This is a genomic window from Billgrantia sp. NRB1 (assembly GCF_056921725.1).
Genome location: NZ_CM167783.1, coordinates 759,349 through 779,234 on the forward strand (window position 1 = coordinate 759,349; position 19,886 = coordinate 779,234).

Annotated in this window: 15 protein-coding genes; 4 read left to right on the forward strand and 11 right to left on the reverse strand. The window is 66.0% G+C overall.

Annotated elements, in window-relative coordinates; all coding sequences use genetic code 11:
• Positions 1 to 61: 61 nt before the first annotated feature.
• Complete coding sequence (locus tag ACZIYR_RS03440; RefSeq protein ID WP_238976798.1) at positions 62 to 724, forward strand: LuxR C-terminal-related transcriptional regulator; 663 nt, start codon at positions 62 to 64, stop codon at positions 722 to 724.
• 173 nt (positions 725 to 897) lie between these two features.
• Here ACZIYR_RS03440 and ACZIYR_RS03445 read toward each other — a convergent pair whose 3' ends face one another.
• The 4 genes from ACZIYR_RS03445 to ACZIYR_RS03460 all read right to left on the reverse strand — a co-directional run bounded on the left by ACZIYR_RS03445 (position 898) and on the right by ACZIYR_RS03460 (position 7,772).
• Positions 898 to 4,842 carry a hybrid sensor histidine kinase/response regulator gene (locus tag ACZIYR_RS03445; protein ID WP_483528210.1) on the reverse strand — a complete coding sequence of 1,315 codons (3,945 nt, stop codon included), beginning with the start codon at positions 4,840 to 4,842 and terminating at the stop codon, positions 898 to 900.
• 250 nt (positions 4,843 to 5,092) lie between these two features.
• Positions 5,093 to 5,611: a hypothetical protein gene (locus ACZIYR_RS03450; protein WP_473032414.1), complete on the reverse strand. Its 519-nt coding sequence runs from the start codon at positions 5,609 to 5,611 to the stop codon at positions 5,093 to 5,095.
• A gap of 97 nt (positions 5,612 to 5,708) precedes the next feature.
• Positions 5,709 to 7,505 (reverse strand): sodium:solute symporter family protein, encoded by a 1,797-nt coding sequence (locus ACZIYR_RS03455; RefSeq protein WP_483528211.1) that lies wholly within the window; start codon positions 7,503 to 7,505, stop codon positions 5,709 to 5,711.
• Positions 7,506 to 7,511: 6 nt separating this feature from the next.
• A complete protein-coding gene (locus ACZIYR_RS03460) occupies positions 7,512 to 7,772 on the reverse strand; it encodes a DUF4212 domain-containing protein (protein ID WP_473032415.1) in 261 nt (86 codons plus the stop codon).
• Positions 7,773 to 8,412: 640 nt separating this feature from the next.
• On the opposite strand from ACZIYR_RS03460, the gene ACZIYR_RS03465 reads away from it, so the two are divergent.
• The 3 genes from ACZIYR_RS03465 to ttcA all read left to right on the forward strand — a co-directional run bounded on the left by ACZIYR_RS03465 (position 8,413) and on the right by ttcA (position 11,966).
• A complete protein-coding gene (locus tag ACZIYR_RS03465; RefSeq protein ID WP_483528212.1) occupies positions 8,413 to 10,233 on the forward strand; it encodes a putative nucleotidyltransferase substrate binding domain-containing protein in 1,821 nt (606 codons plus the stop codon).
• Positions 10,234 to 10,294: 61 nt separating this feature from the next.
• The gene (locus tag ACZIYR_RS03470; protein WP_483528213.1) at positions 10,295 to 10,921 is read left to right on the forward strand and encodes a 3'-5' exonuclease; all 627 of its coding nucleotides are present in this window, start codon (positions 10,295 to 10,297) and stop codon (positions 10,919 to 10,921) included.
• A gap of 118 nt (positions 10,922 to 11,039) precedes the next feature.
• Positions 11,040 to 11,966, forward strand: coding sequence for a tRNA 2-thiocytidine(32) synthetase TtcA (ttcA, locus tag ACZIYR_RS03475; protein WP_483528214.1), 927 nt, complete (start codon positions 11,040 to 11,042; stop codon positions 11,964 to 11,966).
• Between the two features lie 90 nt (positions 11,967 to 12,056).
• Here the strand turns inward: ttcA and fnr are convergent, their stop codons facing one another.
• From fnr to ccoG, 7 genes are all read right to left on the reverse strand, one after another.
• Positions 12,057 to 12,803: a fumarate/nitrate reduction transcriptional regulator Fnr gene (gene fnr / locus ACZIYR_RS03480; RefSeq protein WP_473032418.1), complete on the reverse strand. Its 747-nt coding sequence runs from the start codon at positions 12,801 to 12,803 to the stop codon at positions 12,057 to 12,059.
• A gap of 138 nt (positions 12,804 to 12,941) precedes the next feature.
• Positions 12,942 to 14,342, reverse strand: a complete 1,401-nt coding sequence (gene hemN, locus ACZIYR_RS03485; RefSeq protein ID WP_473032419.1) for an oxygen-independent coproporphyrinogen III oxidase — start codon at positions 14,340 to 14,342, stop codon at positions 12,942 to 12,944.
• Between the two features lie 98 nt (positions 14,343 to 14,440).
• Positions 14,441 to 15,142 carry a sulfite exporter TauE/SafE family protein gene (locus tag ACZIYR_RS03490; protein WP_483528215.1) on the reverse strand — a complete coding sequence of 234 codons (702 nt, stop codon included), beginning with the start codon at positions 15,140 to 15,142 and terminating at the stop codon, positions 14,441 to 14,443.
• Complete coding sequence (ccoS, locus tag ACZIYR_RS03495) at positions 15,142 to 15,375, reverse strand: cbb3-type cytochrome oxidase assembly protein CcoS (protein ID WP_473032420.1); 234 nt, start codon at positions 15,373 to 15,375, stop codon at positions 15,142 to 15,144. Before ccoS ends, ACZIYR_RS03490 begins: the two co-directional genes overlap by 1 nt.
• Positions 15,372 to 17,870 (reverse strand): heavy metal translocating P-type ATPase, encoded by a 2,499-nt coding sequence (locus ACZIYR_RS03500; RefSeq protein WP_483528216.1) that lies wholly within the window; start codon positions 17,868 to 17,870, stop codon positions 15,372 to 15,374. Before ACZIYR_RS03500 ends, ccoS begins: the two co-directional genes overlap by 4 nt.
• A gap of 27 nt (positions 17,871 to 17,897) precedes the next feature.
• Positions 17,898 to 18,416: a FixH family protein gene (locus tag ACZIYR_RS03505; RefSeq protein WP_473032422.1), complete on the reverse strand. Its 519-nt coding sequence runs from the start codon at positions 18,414 to 18,416 to the stop codon at positions 17,898 to 17,900.
• Between the two features lie 2 nt (positions 18,417 to 18,418).
• On the reverse strand, positions 18,419 to 19,858 hold the full coding sequence (ccoG, locus tag ACZIYR_RS03510; protein ID WP_483528217.1) for a cytochrome c oxidase accessory protein CcoG: 1,440 nt from the start codon (positions 19,856 to 19,858) through the stop codon (positions 18,419 to 18,421).
• Positions 19,859 to 19,886: the final 28 nt, after the last annotated feature.

Below are 19,886 nucleotides of genomic sequence, written 5' to 3' on the forward strand. Positions count from 1 at the left end.
GTGCCCAGCGTCGTGGCGGCCGGCCGCCCCCCCTGCTGCTCGAGGAACCGGAGGAGTATCCATGGCTTTTGCCCAGAAATTCATCGTTGCCGATGACCATCCGCTGTTCCGCGCAGCCCTGACCCAGGCGCTGCGTCAGTTGGCACCCCAGGCCGAGATCGTCGAGTCCGATACCATGGAGGCCACCAACGAGGTGGTGACGCGACATCCCGATGCCGACCTGATCCTGCTCGACCTGCATATGCCGGGCGCCCACGGCTTCTCTGGGCTGATCCAGCTGCGCGGTCAGACCCCGGATATCCCGGTGGCGGTGGTCTCGGGCAGCGATGAGCCCCATGTGGTGCGCCGTGCCATCGACTACGGGGCCTCTGGGTTCATCCCTAAGTCGTCGTCGCTGGCGCTGATTGCCGAGGCGGTCAGCGAGATACTCGACGGCGAGGTGTGGCTGCCGGCGGAGCTGGCCGATGCCATGGGAGATGCCAACGAGGACGAAACCCGCTTCGCCGAGGCGATTGCTTCGCTCACCCCGCAGCAGTTTCGCGTGCTCAACATGCTGACGGAAGGGCTGCTCAACAAGCAGATCGCCTACGAGCTCAATGTCTCGGAGGCGACCATCAAGGCCCACGTCACTGCCATTCTTCGCAAGCTGGGCGTGCACTCCCGCACTCAGGCGGTGATCGCCGCCCAGAAGCTCGAGGTGGAGCCGCCGAAGGTCGAGTCTTAGGTTCGAGGTTCGAGGTTCGAGGTTCGAGGTTCGAGGTTCGAGGTAATGCAAGAACCCACCATACGGTGGGTTCTTGCATTAGGTGGCGATGTTATTGTTTGACGCTTCTTCCTCGCCCCTCATTTCTTTCTCCTTTCTCCTTTCTCCTCGCTCCTCGCTCCTCGCCCCTCGCTCTACTGCGTCGCCCGGCTGGCCTGCAGGGTGCGGGTGAGCAGGGCGCGCAGGGCGGCGGGGCGCACCGGTTTTTGCAGCAGGTGATAGCCCGAGCGGCGAATCTCCGCGGCGACTTCCTCGGTGCGGTCGGCGGTGATCACGATGCCCGGCACCACCCCTTCGAAGCGCTCGGCAAGGGCTTCCAGGGCCATCAGCCCGGTGACCTCGTTATCCAGGTGATAGTCGGCGAGGATCGCGTCCGGGTCGCCGTCCAGGTGGCGCAGGACCGACTTGGCGCCGCCGATGGAGGTGGCGGTGAACACCTCGCAGCCCCAGCCGGAGAGCATCGCTTTCATGCCCTCCAGAATCAGCGTCTCGTTGTCGATGCACAGGATGCGGGTGCCGGCCAGCTTGTTGCCGCTCCGCCGGGGCGAGGCGGCCTCCTCGGCCTGTTGGGCCGGGCTGCGCGCTTGCACCGTCGGCACGCTGACCGCGAAGACGGTGCCGAAGCCCTCCCAGGAGCGCACCCGGATCGGGTGGTCGAGCACCCGGCTCATGCGATCGGCGATGGAGAGCCCCAGTCCCAGGCCCTTCTCGCTCTCCTTGTGGCGAGAGGCCTGATCCAGGCGGCGGAACTCCTGGAAGATCTCGGCCTGCTTGGATTCGGGGATCCCGGGGCCGGAGTCCCACACCTCGATGGAAAGCCGCTCGCCCTGACGGCGGCAGCCCAGCAGCACCCGTCCCTCCTGAGTGTAGCGAATGGCATTCGACAGGAAGTTCTGCACGATGCGCCGCAGCATCTGGGGGTCGCTGTCGACCCATTGGTGGGTCGGTACTACCACCAGGTCGAGACCGCGATCTTCGGCCATCACCTCGAACTCGGCGCGCAGCGGCTGGAAGACATCGGCCAGGGCGAAGTGGCTGCGTCTCGGGGTCAGGGCACCGGCATCCAGCTTGGAGATGTCGAGCAGGGTACCCAGCAGCTCCTCGGCGGCCTGTAGCGAGTTGTCGATATGGCCGACGGTGCGCTTCATATCGACGGGGTTCATCTCCTGAGCCAGTGCCGAGGTGAACAGCCGGGCGGCATTGAGCGGTTGCAGCAGGTCGTGGCTGGCCGCCGCCAGGAAACGCGTCTTGGAGGCGTTGGCGTTCTCGGCCAGCTGTTTGGCCTGGCGCAGCGCCTGCTCGGCTTCGGCACGCACGCGGTTCTCCTGGCGCAGCGCGGCGTTGGCCTCGGAGAGCGCCTGGGTGCGCTCGCGCACCCGCTCTTCCAGGGTTTCGTTGGTTTCCTCGAGGGCGATCTCGGCCAGGCGGCGCTCGGTGATGTCCTGGTAGAGGGCGAAGAAGCCCAGTATTGCCCCGCTGTCGCCGAAGTGCGGGGTGTAGGTCACCAGCATGTAGCGAATGCCGTCGCTGCCCTGCATGGAGACCTCGAAGCTGACCCGCTCCCCGGCCAGCGCGCGGCGGATCCAGGGCGCACGCTCGCGGGCCATCTCGCCGGTGATCACCGTATCGACATGCTGTCCGATGACCTCGTTGCGGTCGATGCCGAAAGCCTCCTCATAGGCGCGGTTGGTGAAGAGATAGCGGCACTCCTTGTCGAAGTAGGCGATCAACGCCGGCACATTGTCGGTGTAGATGCGGATATTGTTCTCGGAGCGAATCAGCGCCTCTTCGATGCGCTTCTGCTGAGTGATGTCCTGGTAGGTGTAGACGAAGCCGCCGCCGGGCATGGGGTTGCCCTGTACCTCCAGCACGCTGCCGTCCTGGCGATAGCGTACGTAGCGATGAGGCTGTCCGTCACGGATGTTGTCGATCAGCAGGCGCACGTGCTCCTCGGGGTCGCCGGGGCCGTATTCGCCGTTGTGGGCGTTGTAGCGGAAGATCTTGTCGATGGGAGCGCCGACCCGGATCAGGTGGTCGGGAAAGCGGAACAGCTCCAGGTAGCGCTGGTTCCACACCACCAGGCGCATGTTCTGATCCACCACGCTGATGCCCTGGTTGATGTTCTCGATGGTGGCCTGCAGCAGGGCGCGGTTGAACTCCAGCACCTGGGAGGCTTCGTCGACGATCGAGATGACGTCGGAGATGCCGATGCCGCGGCCCTGCAGCGCCGAGTTGACCACGATGCGTGCCGAGGAGGCGCCGAGCACCGAGGCCAGGAAGCGTTCGGTAAACTGGATGACGTCGATGGAGGCGCGGGTACCGTCTTCCAGCGAAGTGCCGCTGCGTCGGGCGTAATCGTCGAAGGCCCGCTGAACCTGGCCGGCGCCCAGGAAGCGCTCGCACAGAACCTTGAGGTCGCCCACGGTGGTGGCGCCGGTCCAGGGGCGATTGACCGAGGTCTGGCGGGTCTCCACGCTGTCGACGAACAGCGAGGCCTGGATGCGCTCCACCACCCGCTGGGAGGTGACCTGTGAGATAAAGATGTAGCAGAACAGGTTCACGCCCAGCGAGAGCATGACCCCGTGGGTGAAGCCGTCGCCGAAGTTGAGGCCAAACAGCGCCGTGGGGGAGAGCCAGGCCAGGCCCAGGGGGCCGCCGTCGAGCCAGTGTCCCGGCAGCACCCCGGCGGAGATCATGGCCGGCATCAGCAGGCTGTAGGCCCAGATGGCGAAGCCGGCGTTCATGCCGACGATCACCCCCAGCCGGTTGCCGCGCTTCCAGTAGAGGCCGCCGAGCAGAGCGGGGGCGAACTGGGCGGCGGCGGCAAACGACAGCATGCCGATAGAGGCCAGCGAGCCGAACTCGCCGATCAGGTGATAGAAGCCATAGGCCAGTGCTAGGATGACGCCGATGGTGATGCGTCGGGCGCGCAGCACCAGGCGGCCGTAGTCGCGGGGGCGGGCGTCCAGCCAATGCAGGCGGAACAGCGCCGGGATCACGATCTCGTTAGAGATCATGATCGATACCGCCACCGTGGCGACGATCACCATACCGGTGGCCGCCGAGAAGCCGCCGATATAGGTGAGCAGGGTCAGCCACTCGTTGCCGGCCGCCATGGGCAGTGCCAGCACGAAGGTGTCGGGCTCCACCGAGCCGTCGGGGAACATCGCCAGGCCGGCGGCGGCAATGGGCAGGATGAAAAAGGCGAACGCTACCAGGTAGAGCGGGAACAGCCAGCGCGCCTTGGTCGCATCGTCGGGGTGGGTGTTCTCCACGACCGCGACATGGAACTGGCGGGGCAGGCAGAAGATCGCCAGCATGGCCAGCAGGGTCTGGGCCCAGAAGCCATGCCCGAAGTTCTGGTCGGCCAGCTGGCGCTGCAGCTCGAGCTGACTATCGGCGCGCCCCATCAAGTCGCCCAGGCCGCCGAACATCCCCCAGGTCACATAGGCGCCCAGCAGCAGGAAGGCCAGCAGCTTGACCAGCGATTCGAAGGCCACGGCATGGATCAGGCCCTCGTGGTGCTCGGTGGCATCGGTATGGCGGGTGCCGAAGAGAATGGCGAAGGCGGCCATCACCAGCGCCACGTAGAAGGCGGTATCGGCGAACAGCGGCGCATGGGTGATATCGGTGGCGTCGGTAAGCACCGCGAAGGAGGTCGAGACCGCCTTCAGCTGCAGGGCGATGTAGGGCAGGGTGCCAATCAGCGCCACCAGGCTGGCGAAGGCCGCCAGCGACTGGGTCTTGCCGTAGCGCGAGGCGATGAAGTCGGCGATGGAGGTGATGTTCTGCCGCTTGGCGACGCGAATCATCTTGGCCAGCACCGGCCAGAACAGCAGGAAGGTGAGGATCGGCCCCACGTAGATACTGGCGAACGACCAGCCGGCGGTGGCCGCCTGGCCCACCGCACCGTAGAAGCTCCAGGAGGTGCAGTAGATGGCCAGCGCCAGGATATAGATGATCGGCCGGCGGCGGCTGGCGCCGTGCTTGCGGGCATGGCGGTCGCCGCGCCAGGCGATGGCGAACAGCACGGCGATATACAGCAGTGAAACGGCGACCAGTAGCCAGCCAGCGAACATGCGGGTCCCCTCTTCGGTGTCCGCCTATTTTTGGTTCTCCGCAGACTGGCGTGAACTGGCCCTGTGGGAGGGAGCTTCAGCTCGCGAAGTAGCGCGCAGCGCTACCCAAGGGGCGCCTGCGGCGCCTTCGCCCGGCAGAGCCGGCCTCCCACCATAAAACCTGCCAGACATGTTCACGTCAAAGTGCGAAGACCCTTATTTTAGGGTAATGCCGGCTGCGAGGGCAGCCGGGGCAGCACCACGTCAAGCGCTACGCGCGCTCCTCACACACCGCTCCATAGAGCGGATCATCGGCGTCGAGCTCGCGCAGCGACTCGAAGCGCGGCTGACGTGACTCGCCGACCAGCGGCAGCAGTTCCCGAGTGGTGCAGTTCATCAGGTAGGCTTGGTGGGTGACCTGGTCCACGTACTGCTGCTCGAAGCGGTAAAGAATGAACTCGACCAGCCGGTGTTCATCGGCCTGGCGGGGAATCACGTTGTCCCGGTCCACCACGCTGAAGGCGGTGGTCATGGGGAAGGCGTAGGTCCACGGGCGCCAGATGGCGCCTCCCGCCTCTCGGGAGACCACCTCGGCCGAGTCGGGGAGCTGAAGCTGCTTGTGGCTGAACCAAGTGTATTCGTGATGGATCTGGTAGCCCAGTACGCCCAGGCCGGCACAGACCGGGATGATCCAACGGGGCAGGCGCTTGCCGCTGAGAAAGCGTAGCAGCAGGCCGATGCCCGCCGCACCCAGGCCGGCGAAGGCGGCGGCGATCAAGTGCCATATCATAGTGCGTCATCCTGAATGAAAACGGGCTTCCCGAGGGGAAGCCCGATGAGTGTCGGCTCCGCGGCCCTGACCGTCAGGGCCGGGATACCATTATCGCTTAGTGGCCGGTGGCGGCGCCAGCGCCTTTCGGATAGCGCACGCTTTCCACCAGGTCCTGGATCTCCTGCGGCGGCTCTTCGGTGACGCTGGAGACCGCGAAGGCCACAGCGAAGTTGATCATCGCACCGATTGCCCCGAAGGAGAGCGGCGAGATACCCAAGATCCAGTTGTCCGGCGTGTTGGGCAGCATGTTGGTGCCGCTGATGAAGAACCAGCCCAGGTAGGTGAAGATATACAGCAGGGTAGCGAGCAGGCCGGCGAGCATACCGGCGATGGCGCCCTTGCTGTTCACCCGCTTGGAGAAGATCCCCATCATGATGGCCGGGAAGATGGAAGCGCCGGCGATACCGAAGGCCAGTGCCACCACCTGCGCCGCGAACCCGGGCGGATTGAGCCCCAGATAGGTGGCCAACAGGATGGCGCCGGCCATGGAGATCCGCGCCGCCAGCATCTCGCCCTTCTCACTGATGCTGGGGTTGATGGTCTTCTTGATCAGGTCGTGGCTGATGGCCGAGGAGATCGCCAGCAGTAGGCCCGCTGCGGTGGACAGTGCCGCGGCGATACCGCCGGCCGCGATCAGGCCGATGACCCAGGGCGGCAGATTGGCGATTTCCGGGTTAGCCAGTACCAGGATGTCGTTGTTGACCTCGAGCTCGTTGCCTTCCCAGCCACGCTCGGCGGCGGTGTCGGCGAAGTCTTCGTTGGCATCGTTGTAGAACTGGATGCGCCCGTCGTTGTTGAGGTCATTGAAGGTGATCAGGCCGGTCTCTTCCCAGGTACGGAACCAGTCCGGGCGCTCCTCGTAGAGGATCGGCTCGGCCATGGCTTCCTCGTAGTTCTCCACCTGGCCGGCGGCCTCCGGATAGACCGTGGTCAGCAGGTTCAGGCGTGCCATGGAGGCCACGGCGGGAGCGGTCAGGTAGAGCAGCGCGATGAACACCAGCGCCCAGCCGGCCGACCAGCGGGCATCCGCCACCTTGGGCACGGTGAAGAAGCGGATGATGACGTGGGGCAGACCGGCGGTACCGACCATCAGTGACAGGGTGAACAGTACCATGTTCAGCTTGTTGTCCACGTCCGCGGCATAGTCGCGGAAGCCAAGTTCCACCAGCACCTCGCTCAGCTTGGCCAGCAGCGGCAGCCCGGATTCATTGTGGGTGCTGAACATCCCGAACATCGGAATGGGATTGCCGGTCAGCTGGAAGGCGATGAACACGGCCGGAATGGTATAGGCGATGATCAGGACGATGTACTGGGCCACCTGGGTGTAGGTGATGCCCTTCATGCCGCCGAAGACCGCGTAGAGGAAAACGATACCGGCGGCGATCCAGATGCCCCAGGTATTGCTGACTTCGAGGAAGCGCGAGAAGGCCACGCCGGCGCCGGTCATCTGACCGATGACGTAGGTGACCGAGGCAACGATCAGGCAGATGACCGCCACGGTGCGTGCGGTATTGCTGTAGAACCGGTCGCCGATGAAGTCCGGCACCGTGAACTTGCCGAACTTGCGCAGGTAGGGGGCCAGCAGCATGGCCAGGATGACGTAGCCGCCGGTCCAGCCCATCAGGAACGATGAGTTGGCGTAGCCGCCGGAGGCCAGCAGGCCGGCCATGGAGATGAAGGAGGCCGCCGACATCCAGTCGGCGGCGGTCGCCATGCCGTTGGTGACGGGGTGGACGCCGCCGCCGGCGACATAGAAGTCCTTGGTGGAGCCGGCGCGCGCCCAGATGGCGATGCCGATGTAGAGGGCAAAGGACGCCCCCACGAATAACAAGTTGATTGCAAACTGACTCATGCCGGATTACTCCCCGAGACCGAATTGTTCATCGAGCTTGTTCATCTTCCAGGCGTAGAAGAAGATCAACGCGATGAAGGTCAGGATCGAGCCCTGCTGGGCAAACCAGAAGCCCAGGTCGGTCCCGCCAATGGGGATGCCGGAGAGCAGGGGGCGAAGCAGGATGGCGAAGCCGTAGGAGACCAGCGCCCAGACGGCCAGGCAACCGAATATCAGGCGGACATTCGCCTTCCAGTAAGCAGCGGCATTGGATTTTTCATCTGCCATAGTGTTGCACTCCACTTGTTGTTAAAGGTTTGGAAATTGCACTGAAGAGTTGGGCTGACTCATCAAGGCAATCGGGCGTCTACAGCCTGAATCCTCGCGTGACACCGTTGGCAGAGCCGCTCGCAAAGAGAGCGGTGTCCGTCCTGAGTGCGCGCTGTCGGAGGCGGTTATCGACGTGCGATTACCCTGCATGACGCACGAATGGATAGTGGGCAATGAAGGCGAAAATTAAATCCCAGACTTTGGTATCATGAGTTAACTGTGATTGAGCGATGTTACATTAAATCGTTATTTTTCATATAGTTGTGATGACTTGTCCGGGTCTTTGGCGGGGCTGTTCGCAAGCGTATAGGACGATGGTATAGCCTGGCGAGCAGGGGCTGGAGATGACCTTTCGGGCATTCTAAAACCTTGGTCTATGGGAAGGGCGTCTTGGACGTTCGTCTAGAGTCGCCGGCCTTGAACGATCGTCTATGTATCGTCGTAAAAGTAGATGTTGCTATTCTGACTTGAATGTCATCTTCATGGTGGTTCATGGGTATCATCAGCGACGAAGCGGCATCCTACTGAGTGGCTTCGCCACCGGACTGACTCCCCCGGAGCCCCTCGAGGGGAACCGCCGCAACACGAGGACAGCACCATGGTCGAGGTCGATCTCTCACAGCCACCCTTTACCTTTCTGGACGATGAAGGGCGTGAGCGCATTCGCAGTGGCGTGGACCTGGCCTACTTCGACCGCGACGAGATTATCCTCGAAACGGGCCAGCCCGGTGAGTTCGTGTTCATCATCCACAAGGGCGAAGTCGCCGAGCTGGACACTACCCTGCCCGGGGCGCGTGAGCGCATCGGCCACTATACCCAGGGGGATCTGTTCGGAGCGATCAGCATCCTCAATGGCAAGAGCCGCTACCGCTTTCGCGCCGAGCAGGAGAGCCTTTGCTACCTGCTGCCCAAGGCGTTGTTCTTGCAGCTGTGCAACGACTACCCGCCGTTCGCCGAGTTTTTTCGCCAGACGCTCTCCCACAAGGCGCGTCTGTTGACCGAGCAGCGCGCCGAAGGGGGCGTGACCATGGCCGGTTTCATGCTGGCCAAGGTGGGCGAATGCATGCGCAAGCCGCTGTGCGTGGCGCCCGCTGCCACCGTCGCCGAGGCGGTGAACACCCTCAATGAGGGCCATGCCGACAGCCTGCTGGTGGAGGGCGAGCAGGGCGCCGGCATGATCACCAAGACCGACCTGCTCAATGCGCTGGTCATCGAAGAGCGAGATAAGCACAGCCCGGTGATGGACATTGCCCACTTCGAGCTGGTCACGGTAGGGGCCAACCAGTACCTGTTCGAGGCGCTGGTCATCATGACCCGCTTCAAGGTCGAGCGAGTGGTGGTCATGGAGGAGGGGAAGCCCGTGGGCGTCGTGGAGCTGACCGACGTGCTCAGCTTCTTCTCCAGTCGTAGCTATGTGGTCAGCCTGCAGGTGGAACAGGCCGATAGCCTGGAGGCGCTGATGCGCGCCAGCCATCGCACCCCGGAGCTCGTCAAGGCGCTGATGGCCCAGGGCGTCAAGCTGCGCTTCGCCATGGGGCTGCTGGCGGCGCTCAACGGGCGGATCATGGCCAAGGCCTGGGGCTTTCTGATCGACGAGCGCTATCACCGCGATGCCTGTCTGATGGTGATGGGCAGCGAGGGGCGCGGCGAGCAGATCCTCAAGACCGACCAGGACAACGGCCTGATCCTGACCGACGACCTGGAGTGGCCCGATCTCGATGAGCGCATGCAGGCGCTGACCCGCACCCTCATCGATCTGGGCTATCCGCCCTGTCCAGGCAATATCATGGTCTCCAACCCGGAGTGGGTGGGCACCGAGTCGCAGTGGCGCGAGCGCATCGCCCATTGGGTGCAGGTGCGCGACGGCGACAGCCTGATGAAACTGGCCATCATGCTCGACTCTCACGCGGTAGCGGGCAATCCGGCGCTGCTCGACCGGCTGCGCGAGGGGCTCTTCGAGCAGTGCTCCCGCGACGAGATACTGCTCTCCTATTTCGCTCGGGCCGCCCTGCGCTTTTCCACGCCGCTGACCCTGTTCGGTTCGCTGAAAAAGCCCCAGCACGGCATCGATATCAAGAAGGGGGGAATCTTTCCGATCGTGCATGGCGTGCGGACCATGGCCCTGGAACGGCGCATCAAGCCCACCTCGACGCTGGAGCGACTGGACGCCCTGGCGGCGGACGGGCGCCTGGACGAGCGCACTGCCGAAAACCTGGGCGAGGCACTGTCGCTGTTTACCGAGCTGCGCCTCAAGCAGCAGCTCGAGCGGCTGGACCAGGAGGATGACGGCAGCAGCCCCGACCGCGTGGTGGTACAGCAGCTGTCGTCGCTGGAGCGCGACCTGCTGCGCGAGGCCTTGCATATCGTCAAGGACTTCAAGCAGCACCTCTCCCAGCGCTATCACCTGGAATACAGCTGAGCCGCGGCGTGCCGGCTCTCCCTCAACAAGGTAACGACAACAATCATCACGGAGGTCTTGCATGCTGCGTGCCCTGCGACGCGTCAGCGATCGACGCCGCCACGCCAACGGCGAATATGGCTGGCTGTTCAACCCCTACACCGGCGATGAGCTGGTGGCGATCGACTGCGAGACCACCGGGGTCGACCCGCGCACCGCCGAGCCGGTCTCCATCGCCGCGGTGAAGGTGCGCGGGGATCGGGTATTGACCAGCGAGTCGCTGGATCTCCGGCTGCAGCGGCCGTCGACGCTGTCCGGGGAGTCGATCCGCGTTCACGGACTACGCGGCATCGACCTGGACGACGGCGCGTGCCTCGACCAGGCCCTCGCCGAGCTGCTCGACTTCATCGGCAACCGCCCGCTGCTCGGCTGGCGGCTGGACTTCGACCTGGCGATCCTCAATCGCCAGCTGCGCCCGCGCTTCGGCTTCGATCTGCCCAACAGCGGTATCGACGTGGCCCAGCTCTACCATCGTCAGCTGCGTCGCAGCCACCTGGAGGCGGCCACGGCACCGCGCTTCGAGGCGGCGGCAGAGGCGCTGGGGGTGCCGGTCATGGGGCGCAATACCGCCCTCGGGGATGCGGTGACCACGGCGCTGATGTACCTGCGCCTGGAGCGTGGTGCGCTGCCGGCCCGGCGCGAGGCCTGATGCCCACTTCGCCGGTCCGGGCCTGCGTGGGCCCGTCGCCAGAGCGCGGTCGCGATGGTAGGATGGCGGCCGTTATCCACCACCCGCCCTGGCAGCGCCCCCCACCATGCAAGACGCCATGATTTTCGACCCCCTCGCTTCCGCCACCTCCCGCGATGCGTCCTCCGAGGCGCCCGCCGCGCGTTCGCCGTCCCCGCTGGACGCCCTGGATGGCAAAGCCCGGCGTGAGTTCAACAAGCTGCAGAAGCGCCTGCGGCGCCAGGTGGGCAACGCCATCATCGACTACGGGATGATCCACGAGGGCGACAAGGTGATGGTATGCCTGTCCGGCGGCAAGGACAGCTACACGCTGCTGGAGATCCTGCGCAATTTGCAGCGCAACGCCCCGGTGAACTTCTCGCTGGTGGCGGTCAACCTCGACCAGAAGCAGCCCGGCTTCCCCGAGCACGTGCTGCCCGAGTACCTGGAGCGAATCGGCGTCGACTACCACATCCTCGAGCGCGACACCTATTCGGTGGTCAAGGAGAAGACGCCGGAGGGCAAGACCACCTGCGCGCTCTGCTCGCGGCTACGGCGGGGCTCGCTCTACGGCTTCGCCGAAGAGATCGGTGCCACTAAGGTGGCCCTGGGTCACCATCGCGAGGATATCCTCGAAACGCTGTTCCTCAATCTCTTCTTCGGCGGCAGTCTCAAGGCGATGCCGCCCAAGCTGCTCTCCGATGACGGCAAGAACATCCTGATCCGCCCGCTGGCCTACTGCCGTGAGGCGGACATCGCCGAGTTCGCGCGACTGATGGATTTCCCGATCATTCCCTGCAACCTGTGCGGCTCCCAGCCCAACCTACAGCGCCAGGTGATCAAGGAGATGCTGGCCGAGTGGGAGGCCAAGCATCCGGGGCGGCTGGAGACCATGTTCAAGGCGGTGACCAACGTGGCGCCCTCCCAGCTGGCCGACCGCGCGCTGTTCGACTTTGCCGGGCTGGAAGCCGAGCAGGCCCATCGCCAGGCGCGGCGCATCGATGCGCTTGAGGTGCCCGGCCGCTGACTGAGCGAGCTGGACGTGTAACGTCTTACCTAAAACCCCGGCAAGCGATGCTTGCCGGGGTTTTGGGTGGGCGCAAGGTGGCGTAGGGCGTCAGCTCTCTTCCTGGGCCTGCTCGAGCAGGGCCTCCAGGTTGAGAATGTTGACCTCGCGCCCGGAGACCTCCACCAGCCCCTGCTGCTGGAAACGCCCCAGGATGCGGCTCACGGTCTCCACAGCCAGCCCCAGGTAGTTGCCGATGTCGGCCCGGGACATGGAGAGTCGGAAGCTGTAGGGGGAGTAGCCGCGGCGCCGGAAGCGGTCGGAGAGGCTGGCGAAGAAACTGGCCAGGCGCTGGTCGGCGGTCTTGCGCGACAGCAGGCGCATCATGCGGCGGTCGTCGCGCAGCTCCTTGCTCATGCTGCGGTAGAGCTGGCCGCGCAGCTCGGGAAGCTGTTCGGACAGCGAATCGAGCCGGTCGAAGGGAATCTCGCACACCGTGGTGGTTTCCAAGGCGATCACGCTGCCGGGGTAGGCTTCCTCGTCGATACCGTCCAGCCCCACCAGCTCGCTGGGCAGGTAGAAGTTGGTGACCTGGTCCTCGCCGGAGCCTTCTGTGGTCACCTGTTTGAGGCTGCCGGAGCGCACCGCGAATACGCTGTTGAATTCGCTGCCCTGACGGAACAGGGATTCGCCCTTCTTCAGGGGCGCACGACGCCGAATGATGGCGTCGAACTGCTCCATGTCCTCGAGCTCCAGCGCCAACGGCAGGCACAGCGAACTCAGGCTACAGTTCTGACAGCGGGTTTCGTGCAGCAGGGAGCGCCGCTTGTTGACCGCACTGGCCGCATTGACAGCCATGGCCACCTCCTCATCGTGATCATGGTGTCATTATGTAGCATTATTCAGGTAGGTAAAATGCTCGTTGCGACGATTGGACGCAAGGCAAGGACCGCGCGGAATCTCCGCAAGGGGGAAAACGTCAGGCGCAGCGCCTGGTTAACGAGGAGGTGACTCGTCCGGACGGCGCGCATCGAAGGCCATGGCGAGATGCTGGATCAGCAGGCGCCCCATGGGCGTTGCCTCCAGGCGACTGCCCTGCCAGCCCAGCAGGCCGTCCCGCTCCAGGACCTCAAGGCGGGCCATGGCGTCGGCGAGGTAGCGCGGCGCATCGATACCGAAGCGTTCGCCCAGGGCGTCCAGGTCCAGTCCCATGTCGCACATCAGCCGCTCGATGGCGTAGCGGCGCACCCGGTCGTCGAAGTTGAGCCGCAGCCCTCGGGAAATGGGCAGGCCGCTGGCATCCAGCGCCCCTTCGTAGGCCGCCAGGTGGGGGTGGTTCTGGGCGTAGACATCGTCGACGCGAGAAAAAGCCGAGACCCCGAGCCCCACCAGGTCGCTGTCGACATGGCAGTCGTAGCCCTGGAAGCTGCGCTGCAGGCTGCCCTGGCGCTGGGCCTTCGCCAGGCTGTCGTCGGGCCGGGCGAACTGATCCATGCCGATATGTACGTAGCCGGCGGCGGTCAGCATGGCCACTGCGGTGCGCAGGATCGCCAGCTTTTCCTCCGGGCTGGGCAGTTCCTCGCGGCGGATACGCCGCTGGGGGGCGAACCTTTCGGGCAGGTGGGCGTAGTGGAACACCGAAAGCCTGGGCGGCGCCATGGCGATTACCTGCTCCAGGGTGACGGCGAAACTGTCGCGGGTCTGCAGCGGCAGGCCGATGATAAGGTCGAGGTTGAGAGAGCGAAAGCCCAGGCGGTCGGCTTCATCGATCAGCGCTTCGGTCAGCACCCGCGGCTGGACGCGGTTGATGGCCTTCAATACCCGGGGGTCGAGATCCTGGACGCCGAGACTCAAGCGGTTGAAGCCCAGCGCCTGCAGGTGGCGCAGGGTAAAGACATCCGCCTCGCGCGGATCGATGTCGATGGCATAGTCTCGATCACGCGCGCCGGACAGGCCGAAACGGGCGTCCAGCCGGTCGATCAGATCGCTCATCTGGTCGAGGCTCAAGAAGGTCGGGGTTCCGCCGCCCCAGTGCAGCTGCTGGACCTCCCGCGCGGTGTCCAGGCGCTGCCGGATCAGCACCATTTCCCGGTCGAGTCGCGACAGGTAGGGCTCGGCGAGCCGGTTGGCCCGGGCGGCTACCTTGTTGGAAGCGCAGTAGTGGCAGATAGTGCGGCAGAACGGGATGTGCACATAGACCGACAGCGGTCGGGCCCCGGCGTTGCTGCGCGCCAGCGCGGCCTGGTAGTCCACTTCACCGAAGTCTTCCTGGAAGGCGGACGGCGTGGGGTACGAGGTGTAGCGACGCCCGCCGATGGCGTAGCGGCGCAGCAGCGACTCGTCCCAGGCGAAGGGGTCGGCCATCGCTCGATGTACGGACATCGCGGGGACGGACATGAAGGCACTCCGGCGGCTCGATAGGTGCTCTCATGCTAGCGGGCCCTGAACCACAGTGGATTGAGCTGCGTCAAGCGAAGCGCCAATGGTCGCCGGGATCAGTGCCCGCCGTGGGTTGGCAGCAGTGCCCCGCCGAGCTGCCAGAGGGCGAAGGCGATGATCGAGAGCGCGGCCAGCGTGCGGGTGGCCGGGTGGCGGATCAGCCCGGCGAGCTGGCGCGCCGCCAGACCGGTGGCGAGCAGCGCCGGGAGAGTGCCCAGGCCGAAGGCGGCCATCAGCGTCGCGCCGCGCAGTGGGTCGGCCATGGCCAGGCTCCAGGCCAGCATCGAGTAGACCAGGCCGCAGGGCAGCCAGCCCCAGACGGCGCCCAGCCCCACCGCCTGCGGCACCTTCACGACCGGCATCAGCCGGCGCCCCAGGGGCTCCAGGTGGCGCCATAGCCGCTTGCCCAGGGCTTCCAGTCGCAGCAGCCCCTTCCACCAGTCGGCGATATACAGCGCCATCAGGATCAGCATCACCGCGGCGAACAGCTGCAGCGCCACTCGGCTGGCCGGCGTCAGGGTCAGCAGGGTGCCGAGGCCGGCCACCAGGGCGCCGGCGATCATGTAGCTGGCGATGCGTCCCAGGTTGTAGCCCAGCAGCAGGCCGGTGAGGCGGCCGGGGGAGCGCATGCTGGGCGGCACGGCGAAGGTCAGGGCGCTCATGATGCCGCCGCACATGCCAATGCAGTGGGCGCCCCCCAGCAGCCCGAAGACGAAAGCCGCGGCGAGCGGTGGCAGGTCGAGACCGGTAGGATCCATCAGCGTGGCTCGTCGTCGTCGCGAGGCTCGGCGACGTCTGGCTTGTCGCCGGCGTCGCGGCGTTGGCGGCGCTGTTCGGGGGGCAGGTCGTTGTCGTCCTCGTCGAAGAGGATGCGGTGGGCCGGCCCCTCCAGATCCTCGAACTGATCGTGCTTGACCGCCCAGAAGAAGGCCCAGACGGCCAGGCCCAGCAGTATCAGCGATAGCGGAATCAGCAGGTAGAGAATGCTCATGCGTTCACCCGTGTCGGTTCGGAGGAGGGCGTGGGCAGGGGCGCTGCTGCCGGTACGGCGCGACTGCGAAAACGGTTGAGGCGCAGGGCGTTGCCCACCACCACCAGGGAGCTGGCCGACATGCCCATGGCCGCCAGCCACGGCGGCACGAAGCCCATGGCGGCGATCGGCATGGCGGAGAAGTTGTAGCACACCGACCAGATCATGTTCTGACGCATCACCCGCCGGGTGGCGCGACTGATCTCGATGGCCTCGACGATCCGTGACAGGCGCGGGCTGAGTAGGATGGCGTCGGCGCTGGTGCGGGCCAGGTCGGTGGCGCCGTTCATGGCGATGGCCACGTCGGCGCCGGCCAGCACCGGGACGTCGTTGATGCCGTCGCCGATCATGGCCACCTTCTCACCGGCGGCCTGACGCTCGCGGATGCGCGCCAGCTTGTCCTCGGGCGTGGCGCTGCCGCGCCAGCTGGCGATACCCAGGCGCTGGGCCAGCGCTCCGGCGGCGCCGGGCGTATCGCCGGAGAGCAGCTCCACCTCCAGGCCCAGGGCTCGCAGCGCCGCCACGGTTTCGTCGGCGTCTTCCCGTACGTCGTCCTGCAGGGCGAACCAGGCCCGCGGTTCGCCCTCCTCGGCCAGCAGCAGCCACTGGCCGTCGCCGGGCGCCTCGAGGCCGGCGTCGGGGGCGGCGAAGCCGGGCCTGCCGAGCCGCCAGCGGCGGCCCTCCAGGATGCCTTCCAGGCCCTGGCCGGTGCGGCTGGTCACGTCGGTGGCGGCTACCGTGGCCAGGCGGAAGGGGCGGAAGGCCCGTGCGATGGGGTGCTCGGAGCGCGCTTCCAGGGCGGCCGCCAGGGTGCGGGCGCGCTTGGCGTCGAGCTCGCCCAGGGCCCGGGTCTCCACGAGCGCCATCTCGCCGCGGGTCAGCGTGCCGGTCTTGTCGAAGATAACCCGGTCCACCTGGGAGAGTGCCTCGATGGCGTCGGCGCGGGTCACCAGCACGCCGCGACGGCGCAGCTGGCCGTGGCCGGCGGTCAGGGCGGTGGGGGTGGCCAGCGCCAGGGCGCAGGGACAGGTGACCACCAGCACCGAGAGCATGATCCAGGGCATTCGCGCCGGGTCGATGAACCACCAGGTGAGGGTGACCACGGCGGTGACCAGCAGCAGGCGCAATACGAAGAGGTGAGCCATGCGCGCGGCCAGCTGCGCCAGGCGCGGACGGCTGGCGAAGGCGCGGTCGGTGAGGTCGACGATTCCGGCCACCCGAGCGTCGCGCCCGGCATGGGTCACCCGCACCACCAGCGGGCTCTCGATGTTCTGGCTGCCGCCGGTGACGGTGTCGCCGGCACGCCGAGTGACCGGCAGGTACTCGCCGGTGAGCATCGATTCGTCGAGGCTCGACTCGCCGTCCTCGATGACGCCGTCGGCGGGCACCCCGTGACCGGCCTTGACCAGGATACGATCGCCGGCGGCGAGCTCGCTGGCGGGCAGGATGCGCTCCTCGCCCGCCTCGGTGAGACGGGTCGCCGAGAGCGGTAGGGCGCCGGCCAAGGCGTTGCCACTATGGCCGCTGCGCCGCCTGGCACGGGCCTCCACATAGCGGCCGAACAGCAGAAAGAAGGTGAACATGGCCGCGGAGTCGAAGTAGACCTCCCCTTTGCCGGTGATCACCGCGTAGCCGCTGGCGGCGTAGGCGAAGCCGATGGCCAGCGAGACCGGCACATCCATCCCCAGCACCCGAGTGCGCAGATCGCGAATGGCGTTGCGAAAGAAGGGCGCTGCCGAGAAGAACACCACGGGGGTGGCCAGGGCGAAGGAGAGCCAGTGGAAGAGGGCATGGAAGTCCTTGCTGATCCCCTCGGGGCCGGCCACGTAGATGGGGATGGAGAACATCATCACCTGGGCCATGCCCACTGCCGCGACGATCAGGCGGCGCACGTTCATGCGCTCCTCGCGCTGGAGACGCGCCTGGGCTTCGTCGGGCTCGTAGGGCTGCGCCTGGTAGCCGATGGCGGCCAGCTCGGCGAGGATGCGCGACAGCTTTACCGCCTCGGGGTCCCAGCTCACCCGCACCCGGTGGTGGCTGAGGTTGACCGCACTGGAGTCGACGCCCGGCACGGCGTTGAGGCGATGCTCGATCAGCCAGGCGCAGGCCGCGCAGGTGATGCCGTCCACCGCCAGAGTGGCGTGGACCCGGTCGCTGTCGCCTTCCGGATGCACGAACTGACGCTGCAGGCCCGGGTCGTCGAACACCGCCCAGGTCTCGGTGCGGGCCGCTTCGCGGTCGTCAGGGCGCTCGGGCAGCTCGGTGCGAAAGCGGTAGTAGCTCGACAGGCCACCGTCGACGATGGCGTGGGCTACCGCCTCGCAGCCGGGGCAGCAGAGCGGATGGCGGGTCTCGTCGAGGGTGATCGACCAGGGGGCGCCGTCGGGTACTCGGCTTCCACAGTGGTAGCAGTCCAGGTAACTGTCGGGGCTGGCGCTGATGGCGGCGTCGGTCATGGCGTCCTGTGGTCTGGCGCGGCGGCGTCAGCTGCGGCGATCGGCGATGCCCGGGGTCAGCGCGAAGTCATCGTCACTGGGGAAGCGACCCTCGCCGACGATCCGCCACTCGGGGGTCTCGTCGGTAGGGTGGAGCTGCAGGTACCAGCGGTAGCGCAGGTTGTCCGGCGCCTGGCCCAGGTAGCGGCCCTCGCGAACGTGCTCGAGGGTGAGGGTCTGGTCGCGATTGTCCTGGGTGGGGAAGATCAGCTCGAGATAGAGGCGGTCGGGCCGGTCGTCGCCGTCGAGCTGGACGACGATGTCGCTGGTCATCGGGTCGATGCGCACCGTCGCCGAGAGGTTAAGCTCGTGGGCGCGCTGCTGTTTGGCCAGCACCATGTTGATGGCGCGGCCGTGCTCATAGTAGTCCTCCTGGACCATGCCGTCGGCCGTGCGCACGGCCATCACGGCCAGGGTCGAACTGCCGAAGATCGAGGTGAACAACAGGCCGAGCAGGAACCACGGCCAGAATTGCTTGTACCAGGGGGTGGGGATCAGGGGGGTCATGGTTATCTCCGGGCTTCACCGATGAAGCGGGTATCACGTTCTAGGGCGACGCGTTCGTCGTGCTGCGAGGTGACCTGCAGCTGAATGGGGTGGCTGGGCACTTCGAGCACCGCCGGGTCGGCGGTGATCTGGATGACCCGGGTGCGAGAGCTGCCCGCCGGCACGCTGAGGCTGTCGGTGTCGAGCTCCAGGCCTGGCAGTCCGCTGATCTCGAGGCGGAAGACGTGGTCTTCCCGGTCGAGGTTGCGCACCGTTAGGGTATAGACGTTGCTGATGCGGCCCTCGCGGGTCATCTGGAACAGCTGGCCGCGCTCGCGCTCGATCTCCACGCCCAGCGGGGTGCGGTCGGCGACGGCCCAGACGAACATGCCGATCATCACCACCAGGGCGGCCAGATAGCCTAGCAGGCGCGGGCGCAGGATGTGCGTGGGCTTGCCTTCCAGGGCATTTTCCGTGGTGTAGCGAATCAAGCCGCGGGGATAGCCCATCTTGTCCATCACGCTGTCACAGGCGTCGATGCAGGCGGCACAGGTGATGCATTCGTACTGCAGGCCGTCGCGGATGTCGATGCCGGTGGGGCAGACCTGGACGCAGAGATCGCAGTCGATGCAGTCGCCGTAGCCCGCTTCTCGGGCCTGCGCGTGGCCGAGGCTGCGCTTGCGCGGCCCGCGGGGTTCGCCCCGGGCCGCGTCGTAGGAGACGATCAGCGTATCGGCGTCGAACATCACCCCCTGGAAGCGGGCATAGGGGCACATGTAGATGCATACCTGCTCGCGCAGCCAGCCGGCATTGAGATAGGTGAACACCAGGAAGAAGCCGACCCAGAAGTAGGACCAGCCGTGGGCCTGGAGGGTGGGCAGGTCGATGACCAGCTGGCGAATCGGCGTGAAGTAGCCGACGAACGTCACCCCGGTAGCCAGGGCGATGGCCAGCCAGATGAGATGCTTGGCGCCCTTGCGCCAGGCCTTGTCGACGCTCATCGGCTGCTGGTCGAGTTTGATGCGCCGGTTGCGCGAGCCTTCCAGGCGGTGCTCGACCCAGATATAGAGAAAGGTCCAGACGCTCTGGGGGCAGGTGTAGCCGCACCAGACCCGGCCGGCGAAAACGGTAATGAAGAACAGCCCGAAGGCACAGATGATCAACAGCCAGGAGAGCAGCACGAACTCCTGGGGGTAGAAGGTGGCGGCAAAGAGGTGGAACTCCCGTCCCGGCAGGTCGAACCAGATCAGCGGCCGGTCGCCCCACTGCACCCAGGGCAGCCCGAAGAACGCCAGCATCAAGACCCAGTTGCTGCCCCGACGCAGGCGCTGGAAGAGGCCCTTGATCTCGCGCACATAGATATGGCGCCGCTTGGCGTACATCTCCTGCTGTACCGTCTCGCGCGGAGAATGATGGCCCACGGGATCCGGGGTCACATCGTGGGTTGGTATCTTGTCACTCATGGCGATCTCGTGGCGGGCGAGGAGGGCC